The sequence below is a fragment of the Chryseobacterium luquanense genome, from assembly GCF_026460945.1.
Taxonomy (GTDB): Bacteria; Bacteroidota; Bacteroidia; order Flavobacteriales; family Weeksellaceae; genus Chryseobacterium; species Chryseobacterium luquanense.
Genome location: NZ_JAOVZV010000026.1, coordinates 36,402 through 56,392, shown reverse-complemented (window position 1 = coordinate 56,392; position 19,991 = coordinate 36,402). Strand labels below are relative to the sequence as shown.

19 protein-coding genes are annotated in these 19,991 nt (G+C 34.4%); 13 read left to right on the top strand and 6 right to left on the bottom strand.

Annotated elements, in window-relative coordinates:
• Positions 1-185: 185 nt before the first annotated feature.
• The 7 genes from coaBC to OEA66_RS19480 all read left to right on the top strand — a co-directional run bounded on the left by coaBC (position 186) and on the right by OEA66_RS19480 (position 9,660).
• A complete protein-coding gene (coaBC, locus tag OEA66_RS19510) occupies positions 186-1,388 on the top strand; it encodes a bifunctional phosphopantothenoylcysteine decarboxylase/phosphopantothenate--cysteine ligase CoaBC (RefSeq protein WP_267282985.1) in 1,203 nt (400 codons plus the stop codon).
• Between the two features lie 37 nt (positions 1,389-1,425).
• Entirely contained in the window at positions 1,426-2,325 is a 900-nt protein-coding gene (gene porD, locus OEA66_RS19505) for a type IX secretion system protein PorD (RefSeq protein ID WP_267282984.1), read from the top strand.
• 71 nt (positions 2,326-2,396) lie between these two features.
• Entirely contained in the window at positions 2,397-4,046 is a 1,650-nt protein-coding gene (locus OEA66_RS19500) for a DNA repair protein RecN (RefSeq protein ID WP_267282983.1), read from the top strand.
• Positions 4,047-4,240: 194 nt separating this feature from the next.
• Positions 4,241-6,286: a prolyl oligopeptidase family serine peptidase gene (locus OEA66_RS19495; RefSeq protein WP_267283012.1), complete on the top strand. Its 2,046-nt coding sequence runs from the start codon at positions 4,241-4,243 to the stop codon at positions 6,284-6,286.
• Between the two features lie 32 nt (positions 6,287-6,318).
• Positions 6,319-6,699 carry a DUF5071 domain-containing protein gene (locus tag OEA66_RS19490; RefSeq protein WP_267282982.1) on the top strand — a complete coding sequence of 127 codons (381 nt, stop codon included), beginning with the start codon at positions 6,319-6,321 and terminating at the stop codon, positions 6,697-6,699.
• A 274-nt stretch (positions 6,700-6,973) separates the two neighbouring features.
• A complete protein-coding gene (scpA, locus tag OEA66_RS19485) occupies positions 6,974-9,091 on the top strand; it encodes a methylmalonyl-CoA mutase (RefSeq protein ID WP_267282981.1) in 2,118 nt (705 codons plus the stop codon).
• Between the two features lie 68 nt (positions 9,092-9,159).
• Positions 9,160-9,660 (top strand): hypothetical protein, encoded by a 501-nt coding sequence (locus OEA66_RS19480; protein ID WP_267282980.1) that lies wholly within the window; start codon positions 9,160-9,162, stop codon positions 9,658-9,660.
• Positions 9,661-9,709: 49 nt separating this feature from the next.
• Here OEA66_RS19480 and OEA66_RS19475 read toward each other — a convergent pair whose 3' ends face one another.
• The 3 genes from OEA66_RS19475 to OEA66_RS19465 are packed head-to-tail and all read right to left on the bottom strand — an operon-like array spanning position 9,710 to position 12,950.
• A complete protein-coding gene (locus OEA66_RS19475) occupies positions 9,710-10,870 on the bottom strand; it encodes an ABC transporter permease (RefSeq protein WP_267282979.1) in 1,161 nt (386 codons plus the stop codon).
• Positions 10,871-10,876: 6 nt separating this feature from the next.
• The gene (locus tag OEA66_RS19470) at positions 10,877-11,524 is read right to left on the bottom strand and encodes an ATP-binding cassette domain-containing protein (protein WP_267282978.1); all 648 of its coding nucleotides are present in this window, start codon (positions 11,522-11,524) and stop codon (positions 10,877-10,879) included.
• Positions 11,517-12,950, bottom strand: a complete 1,434-nt coding sequence (locus tag OEA66_RS19465; protein ID WP_267282977.1) for a hypothetical protein — start codon at positions 12,948-12,950, stop codon at positions 11,517-11,519. Before OEA66_RS19465 ends, OEA66_RS19470 begins: the two co-directional genes overlap by 8 nt.
• A gap of 618 nt (positions 12,951-13,568) precedes the next feature.
• Here OEA66_RS19465 and OEA66_RS19460 point away from each other — a divergent pair.
• The 4 genes from OEA66_RS19460 to OEA66_RS19445 all read left to right on the top strand — a co-directional run bounded on the left by OEA66_RS19460 (position 13,569) and on the right by OEA66_RS19445 (position 16,795).
• The gene (locus OEA66_RS19460) at positions 13,569-14,960 is read left to right on the top strand and encodes an RtcB family protein (protein ID WP_267282976.1); all 1,392 of its coding nucleotides are present in this window, start codon (positions 13,569-13,571) and stop codon (positions 14,958-14,960) included.
• A gap of 86 nt (positions 14,961-15,046) precedes the next feature.
• Entirely contained in the window at positions 15,047-15,592 is a 546-nt protein-coding gene (locus OEA66_RS19455) for a nucleotidyltransferase family protein (protein WP_267282975.1), read from the top strand.
• Between the two features lie 2 nt (positions 15,593-15,594).
• Positions 15,595-16,293 (top strand): peptide chain release factor H, encoded by a 699-nt coding sequence (gene prfH, locus OEA66_RS19450; RefSeq protein ID WP_267282974.1) that lies wholly within the window; start codon positions 15,595-15,597, stop codon positions 16,291-16,293.
• Entirely contained in the window at positions 16,280-16,795 is a 516-nt protein-coding gene (locus tag OEA66_RS19445; protein ID WP_267282973.1) for a tetratricopeptide repeat protein, read from the top strand. Before prfH ends, OEA66_RS19445 begins: the two co-directional genes overlap by 14 nt.
• A gap of 13 nt (positions 16,796-16,808) precedes the next feature.
• Here the strand turns inward: OEA66_RS19445 and OEA66_RS19440 are convergent, their stop codons facing one another.
• Together OEA66_RS19440 and OEA66_RS19435 are read right to left on the bottom strand one after the other, a co-directional pair.
• On the bottom strand, positions 16,809-17,096 hold the full coding sequence (locus OEA66_RS19440) for a cytochrome C (protein WP_267282972.1): 288 nt from the start codon (positions 17,094-17,096) through the stop codon (positions 16,809-16,811).
• A 26-nt stretch (positions 17,097-17,122) separates the two neighbouring features.
• Positions 17,123-17,416: a c-type cytochrome gene (locus tag OEA66_RS19435; protein ID WP_267282971.1), complete on the bottom strand. Its 294-nt coding sequence runs from the start codon at positions 17,414-17,416 to the stop codon at positions 17,123-17,125.
• A 131-nt stretch (positions 17,417-17,547) separates the two neighbouring features.
• Here OEA66_RS19435 and meaB point away from each other — a divergent pair, with 131 nt between their 5' ends.
• On the top strand, positions 17,548-18,531 hold the full coding sequence (meaB, locus tag OEA66_RS19430) for a methylmalonyl Co-A mutase-associated GTPase MeaB (protein WP_267282970.1): 984 nt from the start codon (positions 17,548-17,550) through the stop codon (positions 18,529-18,531).
• Here the strand turns inward: meaB and OEA66_RS19425 are convergent.
• Positions 18,528-19,073 carry a DUF4251 domain-containing protein gene (locus OEA66_RS19425; protein WP_267282969.1) on the bottom strand — a complete coding sequence of 182 codons (546 nt, stop codon included), beginning with the start codon at positions 19,071-19,073 and terminating at the stop codon, positions 18,528-18,530. The two genes, meaB and OEA66_RS19425, sit on opposite strands and share 4 nt — an antisense overlap.
• A 104-nt stretch (positions 19,074-19,177) precedes the next feature.
• Here OEA66_RS19425 and OEA66_RS19420 point away from each other — a divergent pair, with 104 nt between their 5' ends.
• Positions 19,178-19,984 carry a M48 family metallopeptidase gene (locus OEA66_RS19420; protein WP_267282968.1) on the top strand — a complete coding sequence of 269 codons (807 nt, stop codon included), beginning with the start codon at positions 19,178-19,180 and terminating at the stop codon, positions 19,982-19,984.
• Positions 19,985-19,991: the final 7 nt, after the last annotated feature.

The window sequence follows — 19,991 nt, the reverse complement described above, 5'->3', positions numbered from 1 at the left end:
GTTTTGATATGGTGAGATAATTTTAAATTAAATTTTATTTTAAACCATTAAGATTCTATTACAGAGTTAAGAATATTAAGTTGAACTTCTTAATTATCTTAATGATTTTGAATTTTCAATTGAAGTATTTAATTAAAAGAACTTCTAAGAAAAAATAAGTAAATTAGTGCTTTAAAAAAATCTACATGAGTATTTCCGGGAAAAAGATTCTCATTACCGTTTCTGGTGGAATAGCTGCGTACAAAATTCATTTTCTTATCAGAGATTTGGTGAAAAAAGGTGCCGAAGTTCAGATCATTATGTCTCCCGATGCGGAACATTTTGTAACAAAGCTAAGTCTTTCCACACTTTCAAAAAATCCTGTTTATACTGAATTTTACAGCGACAACGGAACTTGGAACAGTCACGTAGAAATGGCTCTTTGGGCAGATGTGATGATTGTTGCGCCTTGTACAGCAAATACTTTGGCAAAAATGATTCATGGAATTTGTGATAATTTGATGATTGCAACGTATATGTCTGCAAAATGTCCTGTTTTTATTGCTCCTGCAATGGATTTGGATATGTATCAACATCCTTCAACCAAAAATAATTTAAAGCTTGCGGAAGAATTTGGCCATACTGTTATTCCAGCCGAAAGTGGTGAATTAGCGAGCGGTTTGGTTGGGCAAGGAAGAATGGCTGAACTGGAAACAATTGTTAAGACAATTGAAGAGTTTTTTAATTCGGATAAAAAAAAATCTCTGGAAGGAAAAACGGTTTTAATTACCGCTGGACCAACTTATGAGGCAATTGACCCAGTACGTTTTATTGGAAATCATTCTTCCGGGAAAATGGGTTTTTCATTAGCTGAAGAAGCTGCAAAAAGAGGAGCGAAAGTGATTCTTATTTCAGGACCAAGTTCTTTAAAATCTACTCATCAAAATATAGATTTGCATCGAGTTACATCCGCAAAAGAAATGCTAAATAAAGTTTTTGAATATTACGACACAATCGACATCGGAATTGCAAGTGCAGCCGTTGCCGATTATGCTCCAAAAGTAGTAGCTTCAGAAAAGATTAAAAAAAATGAAGATACTTTTTCGATAGAATTAATCAAAAATCCGGATATTCTCAAAACCATGGGCGAAAAAAAATCACATCAGTTTTTGGTGGGTTTTGCTCTGGAAACTCAGAATGAAGAAGAAAATGCAAAAGGAAAACTTGCAAAGAAAAATTTAGATATGATCGTTCTGAATTCACTTCGTGACGAAGGCGCCGGTTTTAAAAATGATACCAACAAAATCAAGATATTCACCAAAACAGAAAAGCTGGAATTTGATCTTAAATCAAAAGAAAATGTGGCAAAAGACATTCTCGATTGTATTGAAACTCAACTTTTAAAATAAATGTTATAAATTTCCGTTTTCAATTTTTAATTAGATAATGAAAAAAATAATTATACTCTTTTTTCTGATAGTATTCAATTTCGGGTTTTCTCAGGAAATTCTCGCTACGGTACAAATCAACAATCAGCAAGTACAGGGAAGTAACCAAAGTGCTTTTAAAGCTTTAGAAAAAAGTCTTAGAGATTTTATCAATAATACAAGCTGGACAGGGAAAAAGCTTCAGAATTTTGAGAAAATTAAATCAAATTTCGCTATCGTTATAAGCAATCGAGATGGCAATAAATTTACCGCACAGATTGTTGTTCAGGCGGTTCGTCCTGTTTTTAGCAGTTCTTATGAATCTCCTCTGTTAAATTTAAAAGATAACAGATTTACTTTTGAATATGCTGAGAATGAGAATCTTATTTTTAATGAAAGACAGTTTTCCGGTAAAAATTTAATTGATGTTATCAGTTTTTATGTGTATGTAATTTTAGGTTATGATGCTGATAGTTTTCAGTCGATGGGCGGGACCCAATGGTTTTCAAAAGCGCAGCAGATTGCTCAGAATTCTCAAAACAGAGGTTATGAAGGATGGAATCAAATTAACGAACCAAGAAGCCGTTCAATTTTAATCGGTGAAATTCTTAATCCTAATATGAGTCAATTGCGTTCTACGATTTATACGTATCACAGAGCGGGTTTAGATGGTTTATTTAATCAGGATCAGACACAGTCAAAGAAAATTATTTTTGATGCTTTAATGCAACTGAAAACATACGAAAACTCTTTCCAGCAGAATTATTTCTTCAATCTTTTTATGGATACAAAAGCGGATGAAATATTTAATATTTTCAATTCTGGAAATAACGGTTCGGTAAACATCGGTACGCTGAAACAGCAAATGATTGTTTTTTCGCCGAAAAACGCAGAATCTAAGTGGAATAAATGGAAGTAAGAGGTATAATTCTTGAATTCTGAGTTCTAAATTTTATATTTGCAGTAACAAACGTAATCTGCTTTTGATCTATGCTTTCAAGAATTTATATTAAAAATTTTGCCCTTATTGATGCGCTCGAAGTATCTTTAAAGAATGGTTTACAGGTGATTACCGGTGAAACGGGAGCGGGTAAATCTATCATTTTGGGTGCGTTACGATTGATTTTAGGCGAAAGAGCAGATATAAAATCGATTTCTAAAGCAGAAGAGAAAAGTATTGTCGAAACAGAATTTGATCTGAATAATCAGTTTAAAAAATTCTTTATCGAAAACGACCTCGACTATGAACATCAAACGATTATCAGGCGCGAAATTTTGCCTTCAGGGAAGTCCAGAGCATTTATCAATGATGTTCCGGTGACTTTGGATATTTTGAAAGAACTTACTTCTCAATTGATTGATATTCATTCTCAATTTGAAACGTCTAATCTTTTTACCGCTGAATATCAATTTAAAATAATCGACGGACTTTCAGATAACAAAAAACTGATTGAAGATTACCAACATGATTTTTACGAATATCAGACTTTAAAAACTCAGCTTAAAAAATATCAGACTCAACTTTCTGAATGTACTAAAGAAGGTGATTATAAGCAATTTCTTCTTAGTGAACTGGAAGATTTGAAAATGGATGATGTCAATTATGAAGATTTACAAAACCAGCTTTCCGTACAGGAAAACGCTGGAATGATCTCTGAAAATTTAGCTCAGCTTTTATCAAGATTTCATCAGGAAGAAATCGGAATTTTTTCATTTTTTAATGAAGCAAAATCTAAACTTTCTAAAATTGCTGAAGTTTCAACCAATTTTTCTGAACTTAATACGAGATTGGAAGGCTCTTTCGTGGAAGTAAAAGATATCATTTCTGAATTGGAAGATGAGTCTGAGAAAATTGAAATGAATCCTGAAACATTAGCCCAGCTTTCGGAGTTTAATAATAAAATAAATATGCTATTCCTTAAGCATAATGTTTCAGACATTGAAGCTTTAAGGGAAATCAGAGATCAACTTTCGGGCGAACAAAAAGGAACGGCAGAAATTGAAGCTTATATAACAGAAATTCTTGAAAATATTTCTAAAAAGGAAAAATCTCTTGAATCTTTAAGTCAGAAACTTTCAAAAAACAGGAAGAAAAGTATTCCTGTTTTCATTAAAAAAGCAGAAGATTTGCTCAAAAAACTTGGCCTTGAAAAAGCAAAAGTTGATATTGAAATCAAGGATTCTTCAGAATATAATCAGTTTGGAAAAGAAAATATTCAACTTTTATTTCAGGCAAATTCAGGATTTCCTTTAAAACCTATTCAAACTGCAATTTCAGGTGGTGAAAGATCTAGAGTTATGCTTGCTGTGAAAAAAATCATTGCAGAAAGTGATGAACTTCCAACGCTTATTTTAGACGAAATCGATACAGGTGTTTCCGGGAAAGTCGCCGAGGAAATCGGAAATTTGATGCGTGAAATGTCTGGAGATATGCAGTTAATTGTTATTTCTCATTTAGCACAAGTTGCTGCAAAAGGAAATGATAATTACAAAGTCGTGAAACATGATGTTGCGGGAAAAACCCAGTCAACGATTATTCCGCTCAATGAAGAAGAAAAACTGAATGAGATTGCACAACTTCTTTCCGGAAGTAAAATTACTGAAGCTGCTTTAACACAGGCTAAAGAGTTGATAGGGTAATTTTAGTAAAAGCTTAATGGCATCTGATTTTTTTCTTTTCCCAATTTAAATAAACTTACTAAAGCTTCTCTCCACAGAAGCTTTTTTTATTCCCACAACTTTGCGTATTTTTGAGAAAATCCTTCACAATGAATTTTAAACCAATCTTATTAACTGCTGGAGTTTTGTTTTCAGCAACTATTTATGCTCAGAAAATGACGTATCCTAAAGCTACAAAAGGGAATCAAACCGATACTTACTTCGGAACTGCAGTTGCAGATCCGTACAGAGACTTAGAAAACGACTCAGAACCAACCAAAAAATGGGTGGATGAAGAAGTAGCTTTTAGTCAAAGATATTTGTCGCAAATTCCTTACAGACAAGATATTGTAAAGCAATTAACCGATATCTGGAATTACGAAAAGATTGGCGCACCTTTTAAAGAAGGAGAATATACTTATTATTACAAAAACAACGGGTTACAGGCGCAATCAGTTTTGTACAGAACAAATCATAAAACAAAAGCGACTGAAGTATTTTTAGATCCGAATAAATTTTCTGAAAAAGGAACAACTTCTCTTGCAAATCTATCTTTTAACAAAAAAGGAAATTTAGCAGCATATTCCATCTCAGAAGGTGGAAGTGACTGGAATAAAATCATCATTATCGATGCAGTAACTAAAAAACAAATCGATGAGACTATTGTTGATGTAAAATTTAGTGGTGTTGCATGGCAAGGTGATGAAGGTTTCTATTATTCAAGCTATGACAAACCAAAAGAAGGGACAGTACTTTCTGGAATGACTGATAAGCATAAGGTTTATTATCACAAATTAGGAACAAAACAATCTACAGATAAATTAATTTTCGGTGGAGAAAAAACTCCTAGAAGATATTTAGGAGCTTACCTTTCTGAGGACGAAAGATATTTAATTATTTCGGCGGCTAATGCAACCAATGGAAACGAAGTTTATATTAAAGACTTAAAAAAGGGTGGCGATTTCATCCAGATCAACAGCGGTTTTGATATCAATGCAAATATTGTGGATACAGACGGTGATGATCTATACATTTTTACTGATAAAGATGCTCCAAATATGCGTTTGGTAAAAACAACTATTCAAAATCCATCTCCTGAAACGTGGAAAGATGTTATTCCTGAAACAGAAAATGTATTGGGGATTTCCGGCGGTGGAGGTTATTTCTTTGCAACCTACATGGTTGATGCGATTGACAAAGTAAAGCAGTTCGACAAAAACGGAAAGCTGATCAGAGAAATTGCTTTGCCTGGAAAAGGAAATGTAGGACGTTTTGGAGGTAAAAAAGCTGAAAAGGAAATGTATTATTCTTTCAGCAATTATATAACTCCGGGAACAACCTACAAATTCAATGCTGATACAGGAAAATCTGAGATTTATCAAAAACCTAAAGTGAAATTTAATCCAGAAGATTATGTTTCGGAACAGGTATTTTATACATCAAAAGACGGAACAAAAGTTCCGATGATGATTAACTATAAAAAAGGGATTAAACTCGATGGTAAAAACCCAACGATGCTTTATTCTTACGGCGGTTTCAATATCAGCTTACAGCCTTCTTTCTCAGTGGTGAATGCAATCTGGATGGAAAATGGCGGAATTTACGCTGTTCCAAACATCCGTGGAGGAGGAGAGTATGGTAAGAAATGGCACGATGCAGGAACGAAAATGCAGAAGAAAAATGTATTTGAAGATTTCATCGCAGCCGGAGAATATTTGCAGTCAAAAGGTTATACTTCTAAGGAATATATGGCACTTTCAGGAAGATCAAATGGCGGTTTATTAGTTGGTGCAACGATGACGATGCGTCCTGATTTGGCAAAAGTTGCATTTCCGGGAGTTGGAGTTTTAGATATGTTGAGATATAACAAATTTACAGCTGGAGCAGGTTGGTCTTACGATTACGGAACTGCAGAAGACAACAAAGAAATGTTTGATTATTTGAAATCATATTCTCCAGTTCACAATGTTAAAGCAGGAACTTGTTATCCATCTACCATGATTATCACAAGTGATCATGACGACAGAGTTGTTCCGGCGCATTCATTTAAATTTGGTGCAGAATTGCAGGAAAAACAGAAATGTGCAAATCCAATTTTGGTAAGAATCGAGAAAAATGCAGGTCACGGAGCAGGAAGAGCAACAGATCAGGTAATCAGCGAAAATGCAGACTTGATTTCTTTTGCTTTGTATGAAATGGGGATTAAAAAGCTCGGAAAATAGGTGCTATTAAATTTTAGCAAATCGGGTTAACTATGAATTTACAAGATTTAGTGCCAAAAGAAAAAGGCAACGATAGCAACATTAGAAAACTAAAAAAGCTATCATTCGAGGAAATTCAGCCCATTATTCCTGACTTATTGGAGTGGCTTCAAGATATCAATTGGCCAATACTAAATGATGTTGCTGATGTTTTAGAACCATTTTCAGATAAATTAACGCCTTATCTGATGGAAATCTTTAAAACAAATGATGGTATGTGGAAATATTGGATTTTAACCATTTTTGGTAGAGAAACAAAAGATGAAGTTTTCTTAAAAGAGATTAATAGAATAGCGACAATTCCAACACGAGATGAGATTGATTGTGAGGTTGATATGGAGGCACAAGCAATTTTAAATAGAGATTATAAATAAATTTACCATATTTTAGATCTAAAAGCGATTTTGTAGCAGTACAAAATCGCTTTTTTAGATTAAATCCATAATAAAATCTACTCATTATAAGGAAATCAAAAGATTTTCAGAACTAATATGCTCTTCTAAAACAGAATAAAAATCAAAACTCTCTGTGATTTAAGTGTCAAAAAATCTCATTTTTAGACATATAAATCTTTCCTATTTGTATTGAAAATCAGAAGTAAAAGATTAACCCAAAAATGCTTACTTTTAAAATCTTAAATCAGAACGCATGAGAAGGGAAATTCAAAATAAAAATCCCCAGTTTAGTATATCAGAAAAGCATCTTGAAATTTATCAATTTGAGAAAGACGGATTAGAATTAAAATCAAAATATACGGCTGAAGATATTAAAGATAAAAGTATTGCAGACAGTTCTCCCGGAATTGCACCGTATTTAAGAGGTCCCTACTCAACGATGTATGTCCAAAAACCTTGGACAGTTCGTCAGTATGCCGGTTTTTCAACAGCTGAAGAATCCAACGCTTTTTACAGAAGAAATTTGGCAGCGGGACAAAAAGGACTTTCGGTAGCTTTCGATTTGGCGACGCACAGAGGTTATGATTCAGACCATGCAAGAGTTGTCGGAGATGTTGGTAAAGCTGGTGTTGCCATTGATTCGGTTGAGGATATGAAAATTTTGTTCAATGAAATTCCTTTGGATGAAATCTCGGTTTCCATGACCATGAATGGAGCTGTTTTGCCTATTCTTTCATTCTATATAGTTGCCGCAGAAGAGCAGGGAGTTTCTCAGGATAAGCTTTCAGGAACGATTCAAAATGATATTTTGAAGGAATTTATGGTGCGTAACACATACATTTATCCACCGACGCCTTCGATGAAAATTATTGCCGATATTTTTGAATATACCTCGAGAAATATTCCGAAATTCAATTCCATTTCAATTTCAGGGTATCATATGCAGGAAGCGGGTGCAACTCCTGTTTTGGAAATGGCTTACACTTTAGCCGATGGTTTAGAATATGTAAGAACCGGGATAAAAGCGGGAATGAATGTCGATGATTTCGCTCCAAGATTATCTTTTTTCTGGGCAATCGGGATGAATCACTTCATGGAAATTGCAAAAATGCGTGCTGCAAGATATATTTGGGCAACGCTTTTAAAACAATTTAATCCTCAAAATCCGAAATCTTTAGCTTTAAGAACTCATTCACAAACTTCAGGTTGGTCTTTAACGGAACAAGAGCCCTTCAATAATATTACAAGAACGGCGATTGAAGCCTTGTCTTCAGCTTTAGGCGGAACCCAATCTTTGCATACAAACGCTTTAGATGAAGCAATTGCACTTCCTACAGATTATTCGGCGAAAATTGCAAGAAACACACAGATTATCCTTCAACAGGAAAGTGGAATTTGTGATGTTGTTGACCCGATGGGAGGAAGTAATTTGGTTGAATCTCTGACTCAGCAAATGATCGAAGAAGCTATGAAATACATCGATGAAGTTGAAAAAGAAGGCGGAATGACAAAAGCCATTGAAGCAGGAATTCCAAAAATGAGGATTGAAGAAGCTGCTGCAAGAAAACAGGCAAAAATAGATAGCAGTGAAGAATTTATTATTGGAGTAAATTCATTTAAATCAGCTTTAGAACAGACTCCAATCGAAATTTTAGATATTGATAATACGGAAGTTCGCAGAAAACAAATCGAAAGATTAGATAAAATTAAATCTGAAAGAAATTCTGAATCTGTTGAAGATATTTTAAATCAAATCAGAGAATCTGCAAAAACAGGAAACGGAAATCTTTTGGCATTGTGCATTGAAGCAGCTCGCAGAAGAGTAACTTTAGGCGAAATGAGCGATGCTATGGAAGAGACTTTCGGTCGTTATAAAGCAAATATCAGAACAATTCAAGGAGTTTATGCTATGAATGCGGGTAAAAACGAATACTTTGGAAAAGCTTTGGAGCTGACTCAAAAATTTGAAGAAGAAGAAGGTCGTCGCCCAAGAATTATGGTGGCAAAAATGGGACAGGACGGTCATGACCGTGGTGCAAAAGTAGTTGCTACTGCATTTGCAGATATGGGATTTGACGTTGATGTCGCACCTTTATTTCAAACTCCGGAAGAAGTGGCGAAGCAGGCGGTCGAAAATGATATTCATATTTTAGGGGTTTCTAGTTTGGCGGCTGGTCACAAAACTTTAGTTCCACAAGTTGTTGAAGAACTGAAAAAACTTGGAGCAGACGATATTACAATTGTTGTCGGAGGCGTAATTCCACAACAGGATTATGAATTTTTATATGCTAATGGGGCTGATTTTATTTTCGGTCCGGGAACTAATCTTCCGAAATGTGCAGTGGATATTCTGAACCGTTTTTTAGATTAAAATGTGATTAGAATCCAATAAATTGCACGACGTTTGTACTGTAGACCATAACCAAAAAATAAAATGTTATGGCTTATACAGTAATTTCAGTATTTCCAGAGACTGTGGATACAGCGGAAATCAAAACAGAACTAGTGAATAATGGGTTTCAAGAAGCAGATATTGTTGTTTCTACTTCAAAATTTGATAATGATTCTACTTCTGAAGATTATCAGGAAGACGAAAAAACAAAAAGTTTCTGGGATCACGTTTTCGTCAACGATAATGAGATTTTAGCAGCTTACAGTAAGCAAAGTGTTGGGAAAATTAATTTGGTGGTTTATGCATCCACACTTGTAGAAGCACAAAATGCTAAGAAAATTTTAGACCAGCATGGAGCGCTGAAAATTTATAATAAACCGTCTTTCAATGAAGGAAATTCTGAAACAGCAGGTTTACCGGAAGATGTGTACAACGGAATTATCGCAAAAGCAAAACACGATGTTTACTTTTTAGATAAAGAAAGAGTTTACTCTCCAAACAGCAAAGGAATGGATAATACGATGGACGGACTAGGTTCTAAGGATTAAAAAGTTCTACTTTATAAACAAAAGAGACCATCAATTTGATGGTCTCTTTTTATATTTTCCAGGATTTTATTAACCATCGATAAATAAGAATATTCACGAAGAAATAAACTAAAATTGGAATGATAATAATTGCTGTCCAAAGCAACGGATTAATATACATCGATAACAAACCGTTTGAAACCTCCGATTTTGCAATAAAATATTGACCGGCTGCAATCATTCCTAAACTTAATAGTAGTACAAACATTAAACTCAGACTGAATTTTCTACTAATGTCACTCACCATTTTCTTTGGCGAATATCCTAAACTGTTTTTAATAGAAACTTCTTCCTGTTTTTCTAAAAACTGAATCTTTATAAAACTTACGATAATATAAAGACACAATGCAAAGATGAAAACTCCCAAAACAGCTATTATTTTTAAAACTAAAAACAATTTTGACTTTATTTTTGCTGAACGAAGGCTTTCTTGATTAGATTCGTAGCCATTTTCTTTCATTTTAGAAATCAAACCTTCATCACCGGAATCTTTTACCTGAACCAAAACCCGATTATAAATTTTTGGTTGTGTAGCCAGTTGAGGTTTTGCTGCGATGTTCAGAGAATCAAGGAATTTTTTTGGAATTAAAACAGAATGAATCCTGTCTGAAAGACCCACCATTTTTCCTTTATAAGTCTTATTTTCATTGTTAACGGTGATGTTGATGTTGACCACGATTTTCTTAGCAAAATCTTCAGAAATCTGTGGTAAGCCTTGGTTTAAAGCAAATCCGTAATTGTAAAGATTCAAATATTCTCTTGAAATGATAATCGGAATTTCATCTCCTTTTGCCTGAAACTCTTCCTTAGTCAAATCAGTATCAATTGCTTTCAAATCCAAACCTTCAAAATACAAATCAGTATAAAAAGGAATAAAATCTCCACCATTTGCCGAAGCCTTAAACTCATTCGCAGAAAAAGGATAAATACTTTTTACTTCAGCCCAGTTTTTGATTTTTGAAACGTCATTTTCATTAAAACCGAGAAGTTCTTTTCTTCCGATATTATCAGGCGTAATTTTCTTGCTGAAAGTCAGCCAGTAATTGCTGTCACTACTTTTACTTCCGAAAAGGCGGTTTGCATTTTCGTAAAGTTGCAGGCAAGACAAAACTAAAATAAAGGCAATGAATAATCCTGCGTATAAAATAATTGAATTAAAAATTTTCTTCATAAGCTTTTATAAATGAAGAATTTGATAATCGTGTGCAAAAGGAAACTCATTCAGCTCAAAAAAGATAACTGAACTTCCGCTTTCTTCAGAAACTTCGTTAATCAATGAGAAAGCAATCTGCTTATTATTCATATCCAAATGACTGAAACATTCATCGTAAATCAGAAAATCTGTAGGATTGATGAGGCTTCTCACAATCGCACTTCTTTGGCGTTCTCCGTAGGAACAGTTTTCTGCTTTTTTATTCAGAAGATTTTCTATTCCCAATCTTAGGGCATATTCTTTCATTTTAGGAATAAATTGTTTTCGGTCTTTATTAAAAACACGAAGCAGAATATTTTCAGAAATCGTGAGATTTTTAATCAATCTTACATCCTGAAAAAGCAGACTTACTCCATCTTTTCTATTTTTCACAATCTCTTCCAAATGGAGGTTTTTTACAGTTTGCTGGTCATATTTTATATTTCCTTCATACTGAAAATGAGCACCCAAAATTGCGGTTGCCAAAGTAGATTTTCCACTCCCGGAAGGTGCGACAATCAGAAACTTTTTTCCTTTTAAAAAAGAAATGTTTTTATTCCAGATTTCAGATTGTTCGATATTTCTGGGAGTGAAATATTTTGGGGAAATGTTTTCTAACGTTAAATTAGTCATTCATGATAAAATAATACAGTGCATTTTCGTCTTTCTTGTCTAAAGTAATTACCGATTTAGAAACTAAATTTCCAGCATTTTCTTTAGATTCGTTCGAGATTTCAACAACTTTTGCCGGAGCAGCTTCTTTTCTGTTGTAATCGCTTCCGTCAGACCAAGAGTAAGAAGTAATTCCTGATTTTTTGTTAAGCTTAGAATTTTTTGCTGCTTTTTTCGCCTGAAATTGTGCATTTATACTTTGATCATCAGAGAAAATAATCTGATTATCTACAATGGTGTATTTTTTACTTTCACCTAAAGGACCTTGAAGCAACGAAGTAAGAATACCTTTTTTCTTAGGATTAAAACCTAAAACCATTGCTTTTTTGTTGTTGTAATATCCGTAATCAGAAGAATCTGCAGGATTTGGTTTTGACTCCAGATAAGCATAATCTCCTGTGAAAGTTGTCGTAATATCTTCTAATGTTGTGTTTGTAGATGCTAAATAGTGATTTACAGTTGCTTCAAAACCGGCTTCTTTAATCAGATATTTCATAAAATCTAAACTGAAATATCCGATTGAGAAAGATTTTGCGTTGTCAAGTTCTACATTTTTTACAAGATCGTAATTCACATTGTTTTTGTTGTAATATTTCTCCACAACCTTTTTCATATCGCTGTTGAAGAACGTTTTCATATCAACTTCCACTTTTCCTTTGTCGAAACTGAAATCAAAACCAAGCCCTGAATCTTTTATCAATTTATTTACAGCAAGAGTTTCGATGTAGCCTTTAGAAACATAGCTTGCAACAGCTCCAAGGTTCATCCATCCGCTAATGTCTTTTTCGCTTACCAAAGATTCGTTTACCTGGTCGATAATTACTTTGTTTGAAGTTCCTTTTCTAGCCCAGAAATCTGTAAAGTATTTTTCTGTAAACTGAGACGGGTTATATTTTGTGTAACCTCTCATTGAGTTTTCATTTGCCATTACAGCGATGTCACCCTTAATGCTTCCGGTAAGTTTACCATCTGCAAAAATGAAATCTTTTTTATCAATGGTAATTTTAGATTTAGTAAGATCAGACATGCTTTTCTGGAACTTTGCTTTGTCGCTTATCCAAAACACAGCCTTTACATCAGGCTCAGAATTTGTCGATTTTCCTGCTTCTACCATTAGATAAAAAGGTTTATCTACATCAATACCAGATTCTTTTGGTTTACTTACAAGCTGTAAAAATAGTTTTCCCTCATTTTCGAGGTTCTTCTTTTCTTTAAGAATTTTTTCCACTGGAATTTTTTCCGAAATAGAGTTCAGATTTATTCTCGATAAACCTAGAGTAGTGTCTGTTGTGTACTTTAAAACATCGTCATTCTTGTTCGAATTACAAGACAATAGAATTACAAATGCAAATACATAAAACAGAGATTTCATTAATGTGTTTTTCATATATTTTTTTAGTTAAGAAAACAAATATAACATTTTGAATCTAATGGAACTCATTAATAAGTGATAAATAATTTTGAAATTTTATTTTGTTTTTCAGAAAATTGTATATCTTTGCATCTGAAAATCAAGTTTAACCAATTAAAAACAACGAAGCAATGTTCAAATATAATCTACATTCAACAGTAGGATTGCCTTTTGCAAAGGCGAAGCTTCGTGGTTTGGTACACTCATAGAATAACAGTATATCGAAATATCAAAACCCGGAGTCGTAAGATTTTCGGGTTTTTTATTGCGCAATATTTCAAACTCAAGACAGTTTCCCCGAAAATCTTTTTTATGAAAATTTTGGAGCTTTTCCGAAATAGCAGATAATTTTTTATTTGAAGCTGTTTCCCGCTTTCCGCTGTATCTTTTTTCGCCCTCGCTTTTTTCAAGCCAACGCAAAAAAAGGATGTCGCTGCAATCGGGGCTAGGAATTACAACTCCAAACAAACCTTTGTCAGAAAATTGAAAAATCTGACAAAAAAACAAATCAACTAAAATTATAGTTGAAAAAATAGTGTGATTTATTGAAGGCCTAACTTCTAATATCTCACATCTAAACTCTAAAACAAAACAATGGGAAATTTAAAACTAAAAGGAAAAGATATATTAAAATTAGGTTATCCAAATAATCAGAGCGTCAACATTGCTTTGGAAGTAATGAAAAGAAATTTTGCAACGAAAAATATTCATCATGTGAAATCTCTTTTAAAAGAAATTTTGATTAATCCGGAAGATTTCGAAAAAGATTTAACCTTCGGACAAATTGCGGAAGCTTTGCTTTCATCCAAGAAAACCGAAAAAAGAATGCTCAACACCAATCGGGCGTCTTTCCAGATTTTCGGAAATAATATTTCGGATGAAGCTAAAAATCAGCTTTACACCGCCCTGAAACTGCCAATTGCAACACAAGGCACTTTGATGCCCGATGCACACAGCGGTTACGGACTTCCAATCGGTGGAGTTCTCGCCGTAGAAAATGCCGTGATTCCTTATGGAGTCGGGATGGATATCGGTTGTAGAATGTCGCTCAGTATTTTGGATACACCAGTTTCATATCTCGACGGTGCTAAAGACAAATATGAAAAAGCGCTTGGCGAACACACTAAATTCGGAATGTATGAGACGCACAAATCTCACGTTGACCACGAAATTTTCGATAGAGATACATTTGATTTAATTCCGATTTTGAGACGATTAAAAGGAAAAGCCATCAAACAAATGGGAAGTTCCGGTGGTGGAAATCACTTTGTGGAATTCGGGGAAGTGGAAATTACGGAAGAAGATGCACAAATCAATCTCCCAAAAGGAAAATACCTCGGAATTCTTTCTCACAGCGGTTCGCGTGGCTTGGGAGCAGAAATCGCTCAGTATTATTCGAGAGTGGCGACCGAACAATGTCCGTTACCAAAAGAAGCGCAAAACTTTGCCTGGCTGGATTTGAACACGCATCTCGGATTAGAATATTGGACAGCGATGAATCTCGCAGGAGATTACGCTTCGGCCTGTCACGACGATATCCACCGAAGATTGGTGAAAGCGGTCGGCGGAAGAGTGAAAGCGAGAATCGAAAACCATCACAACTTTGCGTGGAAAGAAATCCACAACGGGAAAGAAGTGATAGTTCACAGAAAAGGCGCAACTCCGGCTAACGAAAACGAGTTGGGAATGATTCCCGGTTCGATGACGGCAAAAGGTTTTATCGTGCGTGGAAAAGGAAATCCGGATTCACTGAACTCGGCTTCACACGGAGCGGGACGGGCTTTTTCGAGAGGAGAATGCAGAAACCGCTTCACCCAAAATGACATCAAGAAAGAATTGAAACTCAAAAATGTCACCTTGATGGGCGGAAATGCGGAGGAAGCACCGATGGCGTACAAAGACATCAACGAAGTGATGAACGCACAAAGTGAACTGGTCGATATTCTCGGAACTTTTCAACCTCGAATTGTGAGGATGGATAAATAAGTGGTTGTTAGTTTTTGGTTTATGGTTGTTAGATTTTTTTAACACCATCAACTGACACCCATCAACAAACAACAAAAATTAGTAAAATGGGAGCACCACATAATATAAAAAGATACGGTGAAGTCTGGCCGGAATTTAGAATTCAACACGGACTGGAAATTTTAGAAAAATTAAAAAATAAAGTCATTTTATCAGGAGGTTGGGCATGGCATTTTATGTCTGAAATTGGGCATACAGAATACAAACATGCACACGACCATAAGGATATTGATGTTTTTGTAAATAAAGAAAATGTGGCTGAAGTGGTTATAATTCTTCAGCAGGAAGGTTTTCAGAAAGTCTGGACAAGATATGATCATCTTCCAAGCGAAGAAAATTTTCGCAGATATGAGAAAACAATCGAATTCGACAACGAAAAGTTTCACAGAATTACAATTGATTTCTTTGAAAGAAACGACTTGGAAACTGTCGAAACTAATGGATTTACGGTTGTAAAACCTGAAGTTTTACTTTCATTTTACAGAAATATTCATTCCAGTGATAAATGTTGGGCAGTCATGGCTGCAAAAGATTTATTGGAAAAAGGAATTAATCCTGTCGGTCATCCAAGATTAATTGAAATGCCAAAATAACAATGAACAAAATAATACAAATCACCTCGGGAAGAGGACCTTTGGAGTGTCAATGGATAGTTGCCAAAGTTCTGAAGGTTTTCCTTGAGGAAGCAAAACAAAATAAAATTGATTACGAAATCATCCACAGAGAAAATGGCGATGAGAACCTGACTTTGAAATCTGCAACCTTATTATTAAAAGGAAAAGATTTAAATGAATTTTTAAAATCTTGGCTCGGAAGCATCCTTTGGATTGGGAAAAGCACCTTTAGAAAATTCCATAAAAGAAGCAACTGGTTTATCGGAATTTTTGAACTGGAAGGTTTGGAGAAAATTGAATTTAATGAAAAAGAAATTCAGTTTCAGACCGCAAGAAGTCAGGGAAGTGGCGGACAAAATGTGAATAAAGTAGAAACTGCGGTTCGTGCGACTTATCCGAAAAGCGGACAAAGTGTTTTCGTGCAGGATTCCCGTTCGCAACTGGAGAATAAGAAGATTTCCATTATTCGCTTAAAAGAAAAAGTGATGAAATTTCACATTCAGCAACTGGAAAAACAAATGCAGGAAACGTGGGATAATCATTTGAATGTTCAGAGAGGCAATCCAATCAGAACGTTTTCAGGAACCGATTTTAAAAAGAATCATCAGGAGAAAACTTTCAAAAAAGAGAGGAATCAACTGAAAAACGAATTAAAAAACTACAGAAATGACCTTAACTAAAAGTAAATATTATTTCGAAGCTTTAGATAACTATCCTTACAATTTGCCGGATTGTATGGAAGCTTTGAATTACGCGCTTTCTTACGATTCTGAAGATGCTGACAGTTTATGTTTGATGGGAAGAATCTATTCCGAGCAACTAAAAAATTACGATTTGGCAAAACAATATTTCGAAGAAGCAATGCAGTGTGATATTACCAACTTAAATGTTCCGCAATATTATATCAGCTGCCTTTTGAATAACGAAGATTTCCATGAAGCTGAAAAGCTGATTAGATATTCCTTAAAAATAAAAGGAATCGACAAGTCTACAATTTGGTTTTGCAGATCTTTACTTTCCGAAAAAAGAGGAAGCTTTGTCAATGCTTTGAAGTTTTTAAAGCAAGCTGAAAAATATTGTTTCAATTCGCACAGTTTAGACGTTGTAAAAAGTCGCAAGAAATTTATTAAATCTAAAATGCCAAAACAAAAGAAAGTAAAAAAGAAAAAGGAGACCAATTAAGTCTCCTTTTATGTTATTTCTTATTCACAGAAATCAGATAATCATAAACCATTTGATGTTGCTCATCACTCAATTTCGCTTTTGGAGCCATTCTGCTTAATGTTTTTATCCATCCCTGATCATCATGTTTTGCAGGATCAGGTAATTTATGACATCTGTTGCAGGAATTTTCGAAAACCGTTTTTCCTTGTGCTAAATGTTCAGCTGAAGAAAATTTTGGTCCTGTTACGGCTGTACTTTTCGGCCCGCAGGAAACCATAAAGGCAGACCCTAAAATCATACTCAAAACTACTTTTTTCATAATGATATTTTTTGTTGGTTGAATATTTATTTCTTCACAGAAACCACGTAATCATAAACCCACTGATGTTGTTCTTCAGTTAGTTTTGCTTTTGGAGCCATTGCATTCATAATTCCTACCCACTCTACAGACGTAAATTGTGTGGGTTCGTATAGTTTATGGCATCTTTTACAAGATGTTTCGTAGATTGTTTTTCCTTGTGCGATTTGTTCGGCTGTGCTTGTTGCAGATTTTGGAGCTTCTGCTACAGTGGTTGCTTTTGGAGTACAAGAAGTTAATAAAACGAGGATAAATGTTGCAGAAGCAAATAAACTTTTCATGAATTTTATTGTTTAAAACAAAAATAATCAATTTTGAAGGCGCTTGATACTAAGATGTTTAATTTAGAAGCAATAAAATTAACGAACTTTTACTCGGATTTTGAAGCTTATTTTTATATTTTTGAATTCATATGAAAATATCAACTGAAGATTTTATCAATGGGATTAAATCGGGCAACAAACGTCTGATTGCGAAAGCCATTACTTTAGTTGAAAGTATAAAACCTGAACATAGAAATCAGGCAGAAGAACTTCTGAAGCAAATTCTTCCTTTAACGGGAAAATCAATCAGAGTTGGAATTACCGGAGTTCCAGGAGCAGGAAAATCTACGTTTATTGAAAATTTCGGAAGATTAGCGATTTTAAATGGTAAAAAAGTCGCCGTTTTAGCCATTGATCCAAGTTCTGCAATTAACAAAGGGAGTATTTTAGGCGATAAAACAAGAATGGAGGAATTGGCGAAAGAAGAAAATGCTTTCATTCGTCCTTCCCCAAGTTCTGGTTTTTTGGGAGGAGTTGCCAATACAACTTTTGAAACGATGATGATTTGTGAAGCTGCAGGTTATGATTATATTTTAATTGAAACTGTTGGAGTAGGGCAGTCTGAAGTTTTAGTTTCAGATATTACTGATGTTTTTTTATTTCTAAAAATTATCGGTGGTGGAGACGAACTTCAAGGTATTAAACGGGGAATTATGGAAATGGTTGATGTAATTTTCATCAATAAAGTGGAGGAATCTAATCTTCAAAAAGCAAAAAACACCAAACTCGAATTAAAACGTGCACTGGATTTTCTTCCTTCGAAAGAAAAAGACTGGAAAGTTCCTGTTTTACTAGGTTCAGCCTTAAATAATATCGGTTTGAATGAGGTTTATCAAAAAATCGATGATTTTATTTCTTTAAAAAAGAAAACAAACCGTTTTGAAGAAGTTCGAACTCAGCAATCTGAAAAGCGCTTTGAATATTGGGTTCAGGAATATATTCTGGCGATGATGAAAAAAAACGATTCTGTGGAAGAAGCATATATTCAACATAAAAAAAATGCTTCAGACCTGATTTCCAATCCAAGTACTGAAGCAAAATTATTTGTAGAAAAATTTCTTAAGAAAAATTAAAGTTTCTCTTGTTCTTTTGTTTCTTCGTTTTTAGAAATATATCCATCATAAGAAATCGGTTGTCTGTCATTACTTCTGATTGAAGTTGAAGCCTTACCATTTTTGTAAATTTCAATATTGATATCAGAAACATTTTTCACATCATTTGGTTTAATTTTATACACCCAATTTCCTTTTTTACTTTGAGATTTAGTTACTGCATAATCTTTTGATGTAAATCGATAACTTGTATCTGAACTACCATATCCAGCGTTGAATGATCTTCCGAAATAAGGAAGCGTTACTTCCATCACGCCTTTTTTAATTTCGATTCCATAGTTTTCGCCAGAAATTTGAAACGTTCTAAGTTGCTGGGCATTCGGCATTGAATTGACAACATTGATAACATCGAAATTCGTGGGATTTGCTTTTTCAGCATGAAATGTAAATTCATCAGTACTTACCAAATTGTTTACTATTTGTGGATCAGTCTTTTGCGCTGTACAATTTTGGAAAAATAAAATTAAAGCAAAAGCTGATATGATTTTTATATAATTTTTCATGATAATAAAATTAGTAAATTTATACATCAAAATACGTGCAAAAATAATTTTTAATTTTTTTTTTGGAATAGAAATTGTTAAGGTTCAAATATAATAAGCAAATTATGAAAATTACTCATCTTTTAGGAATAGGTGCAATTGCTTTAACAGTTGCTGCGTGTACTACAAATCCAATGACGGGAAGACAATCATTGCAAATAGGAACATTAAATCCTCAAATAACTTCATCTGCTGTTCAGCAATATCAACAGACTTTAAAAGAATCAAAAGTTGTAACCGGAGCTCAGGCTACAATGGTAAAAAAAGTAGGTGCAAATATCAAAACGGCAGCCGAAAAATATTATGCAAGTATTGGGAGAAGTGCAGATTTGGCAAGTTATCAATGGGAATTTAATCTTCTTCAGGATAATCAAATCAACGCTTGGTGTATGCCGGGTGGAAAAGTTGCTGTCTACACGGGAATTCTTCCGATTACTAAAGATGAAACAGGATTAGCTGTTGTAATGGGACATGAAGTTTCTCACGCTTTGGCAGGTCATGGAAATGAAAGAATTTCACAGGCAATGGTCGCTCAATATGGCGGGCAAATTCTTGGAGGGTCAATTTCAAATGCACAATTAGCAAAAGTTTTTGAAGCAGCTTATCCGATAGGTTCTCAAGTTGCACTTTTAAAATATGGCAGAACGCAGGAGTCAGAAGCTGATGAAATGGGTCTGAATTTAATGGCAATCGCAGGATATGATCCAAAGCAGGCAATTCCTTTCTGGAGTAGAATGGAATCTGCATCTTCGGGAGCGAGACAACCTGAGTTTTTATCAACTCACCCAAGTCCGCAAACAAGAATAAGTGACATACAAAAAGATTTACCAAAAGCTTTAGAATATTACAGAGCTGCAGGTGGAAAAGGATAACTATCTT

Excerpts from the sequence above, each read along its gene's own strand:
- OEA66_RS19480 (WP_267282980.1), top strand. The coding sequence starts at position 9,160 with ATGGCTTATACAGTAATTTCAGTATTTCCAGAGACTGTGGATACAGCG.
- OEA66_RS19460 (WP_267282976.1), top strand. The coding sequence starts at position 13,569 with ATGGGAAATTTAAAACTAAAAGGAAAAGATATATTAAAATTAGGTTAT.
- porD (WP_267282984.1), top strand. The coding sequence starts at position 1,426 with ATGAAAAAAATAATTATACTCTTTTTTCTGATAGTATTCAATTTCGGG.
- OEA66_RS19425 (WP_267282969.1), bottom strand. The coding sequence starts at position 19,073 with ATGAAAAATTATATAAAAATCATATCAGCTTTTGCTTTAATTTTATTT.
- scpA (WP_267282981.1), top strand. The coding sequence starts at position 6,974 with ATGAGAAGGGAAATTCAAAATAAAAATCCCCAGTTTAGTATATCAGAA.
- meaB (WP_267282970.1), top strand. The coding sequence starts at position 17,548 with ATGAAAATATCAACTGAAGATTTTATCAATGGGATTAAATCGGGCAAC.
- OEA66_RS19500 (WP_267282983.1), top strand. The coding sequence starts at position 2,397 with ATGCTTTCAAGAATTTATATTAAAAATTTTGCCCTTATTGATGCGCTC.
- coaBC (WP_267282985.1), top strand. The coding sequence starts at position 186 with ATGAGTATTTCCGGGAAAAAGATTCTCATTACCGTTTCTGGTGGAATA.
- OEA66_RS19435 (WP_267282971.1), bottom strand. The coding sequence starts at position 17,416 with ATGAAAAGTTTATTTGCTTCTGCAACATTTATCCTCGTTTTATTAACT.
- OEA66_RS19440 (WP_267282972.1), bottom strand. The coding sequence starts at position 17,096 with ATGAAAAAAGTAGTTTTGAGTATGATTTTAGGGTCTGCCTTTATGGTT.
- OEA66_RS19420 (WP_267282968.1), top strand. The coding sequence starts at position 19,178 with ATGAAAATTACTCATCTTTTAGGAATAGGTGCAATTGCTTTAACAGTT.
- prfH (WP_267282974.1), top strand. The coding sequence starts at position 15,595 with ATGAACAAAATAATACAAATCACCTCGGGAAGAGGACCTTTGGAGTGT.
- OEA66_RS19465 (WP_267282977.1), bottom strand. The coding sequence starts at position 12,950 with ATGAAAAACACATTAATGAAATCTCTGTTTTATGTATTTGCATTTGTA.
- OEA66_RS19455 (WP_267282975.1), top strand. The coding sequence starts at position 15,047 with ATGGGAGCACCACATAATATAAAAAGATACGGTGAAGTCTGGCCGGAA.
- OEA66_RS19495 (WP_267283012.1), top strand. The coding sequence starts at position 4,241 with ATGACGTATCCTAAAGCTACAAAAGGGAATCAAACCGATACTTACTTC.
- OEA66_RS19470 (WP_267282978.1), bottom strand. The coding sequence starts at position 11,524 with ATGACTAATTTAACGTTAGAAAACATTTCCCCAAAATATTTCACTCCC.
- OEA66_RS19475 (WP_267282979.1), bottom strand. The coding sequence starts at position 10,870 with ATGAAGAAAATTTTTAATTCAATTATTTTATACGCAGGATTATTCATT.
- OEA66_RS19445 (WP_267282973.1), top strand. The coding sequence starts at position 16,280 with ATGACCTTAACTAAAAGTAAATATTATTTCGAAGCTTTAGATAACTAT.
- OEA66_RS19490 (WP_267282982.1), top strand. The coding sequence starts at position 6,319 with ATGAATTTACAAGATTTAGTGCCAAAAGAAAAAGGCAACGATAGCAAC.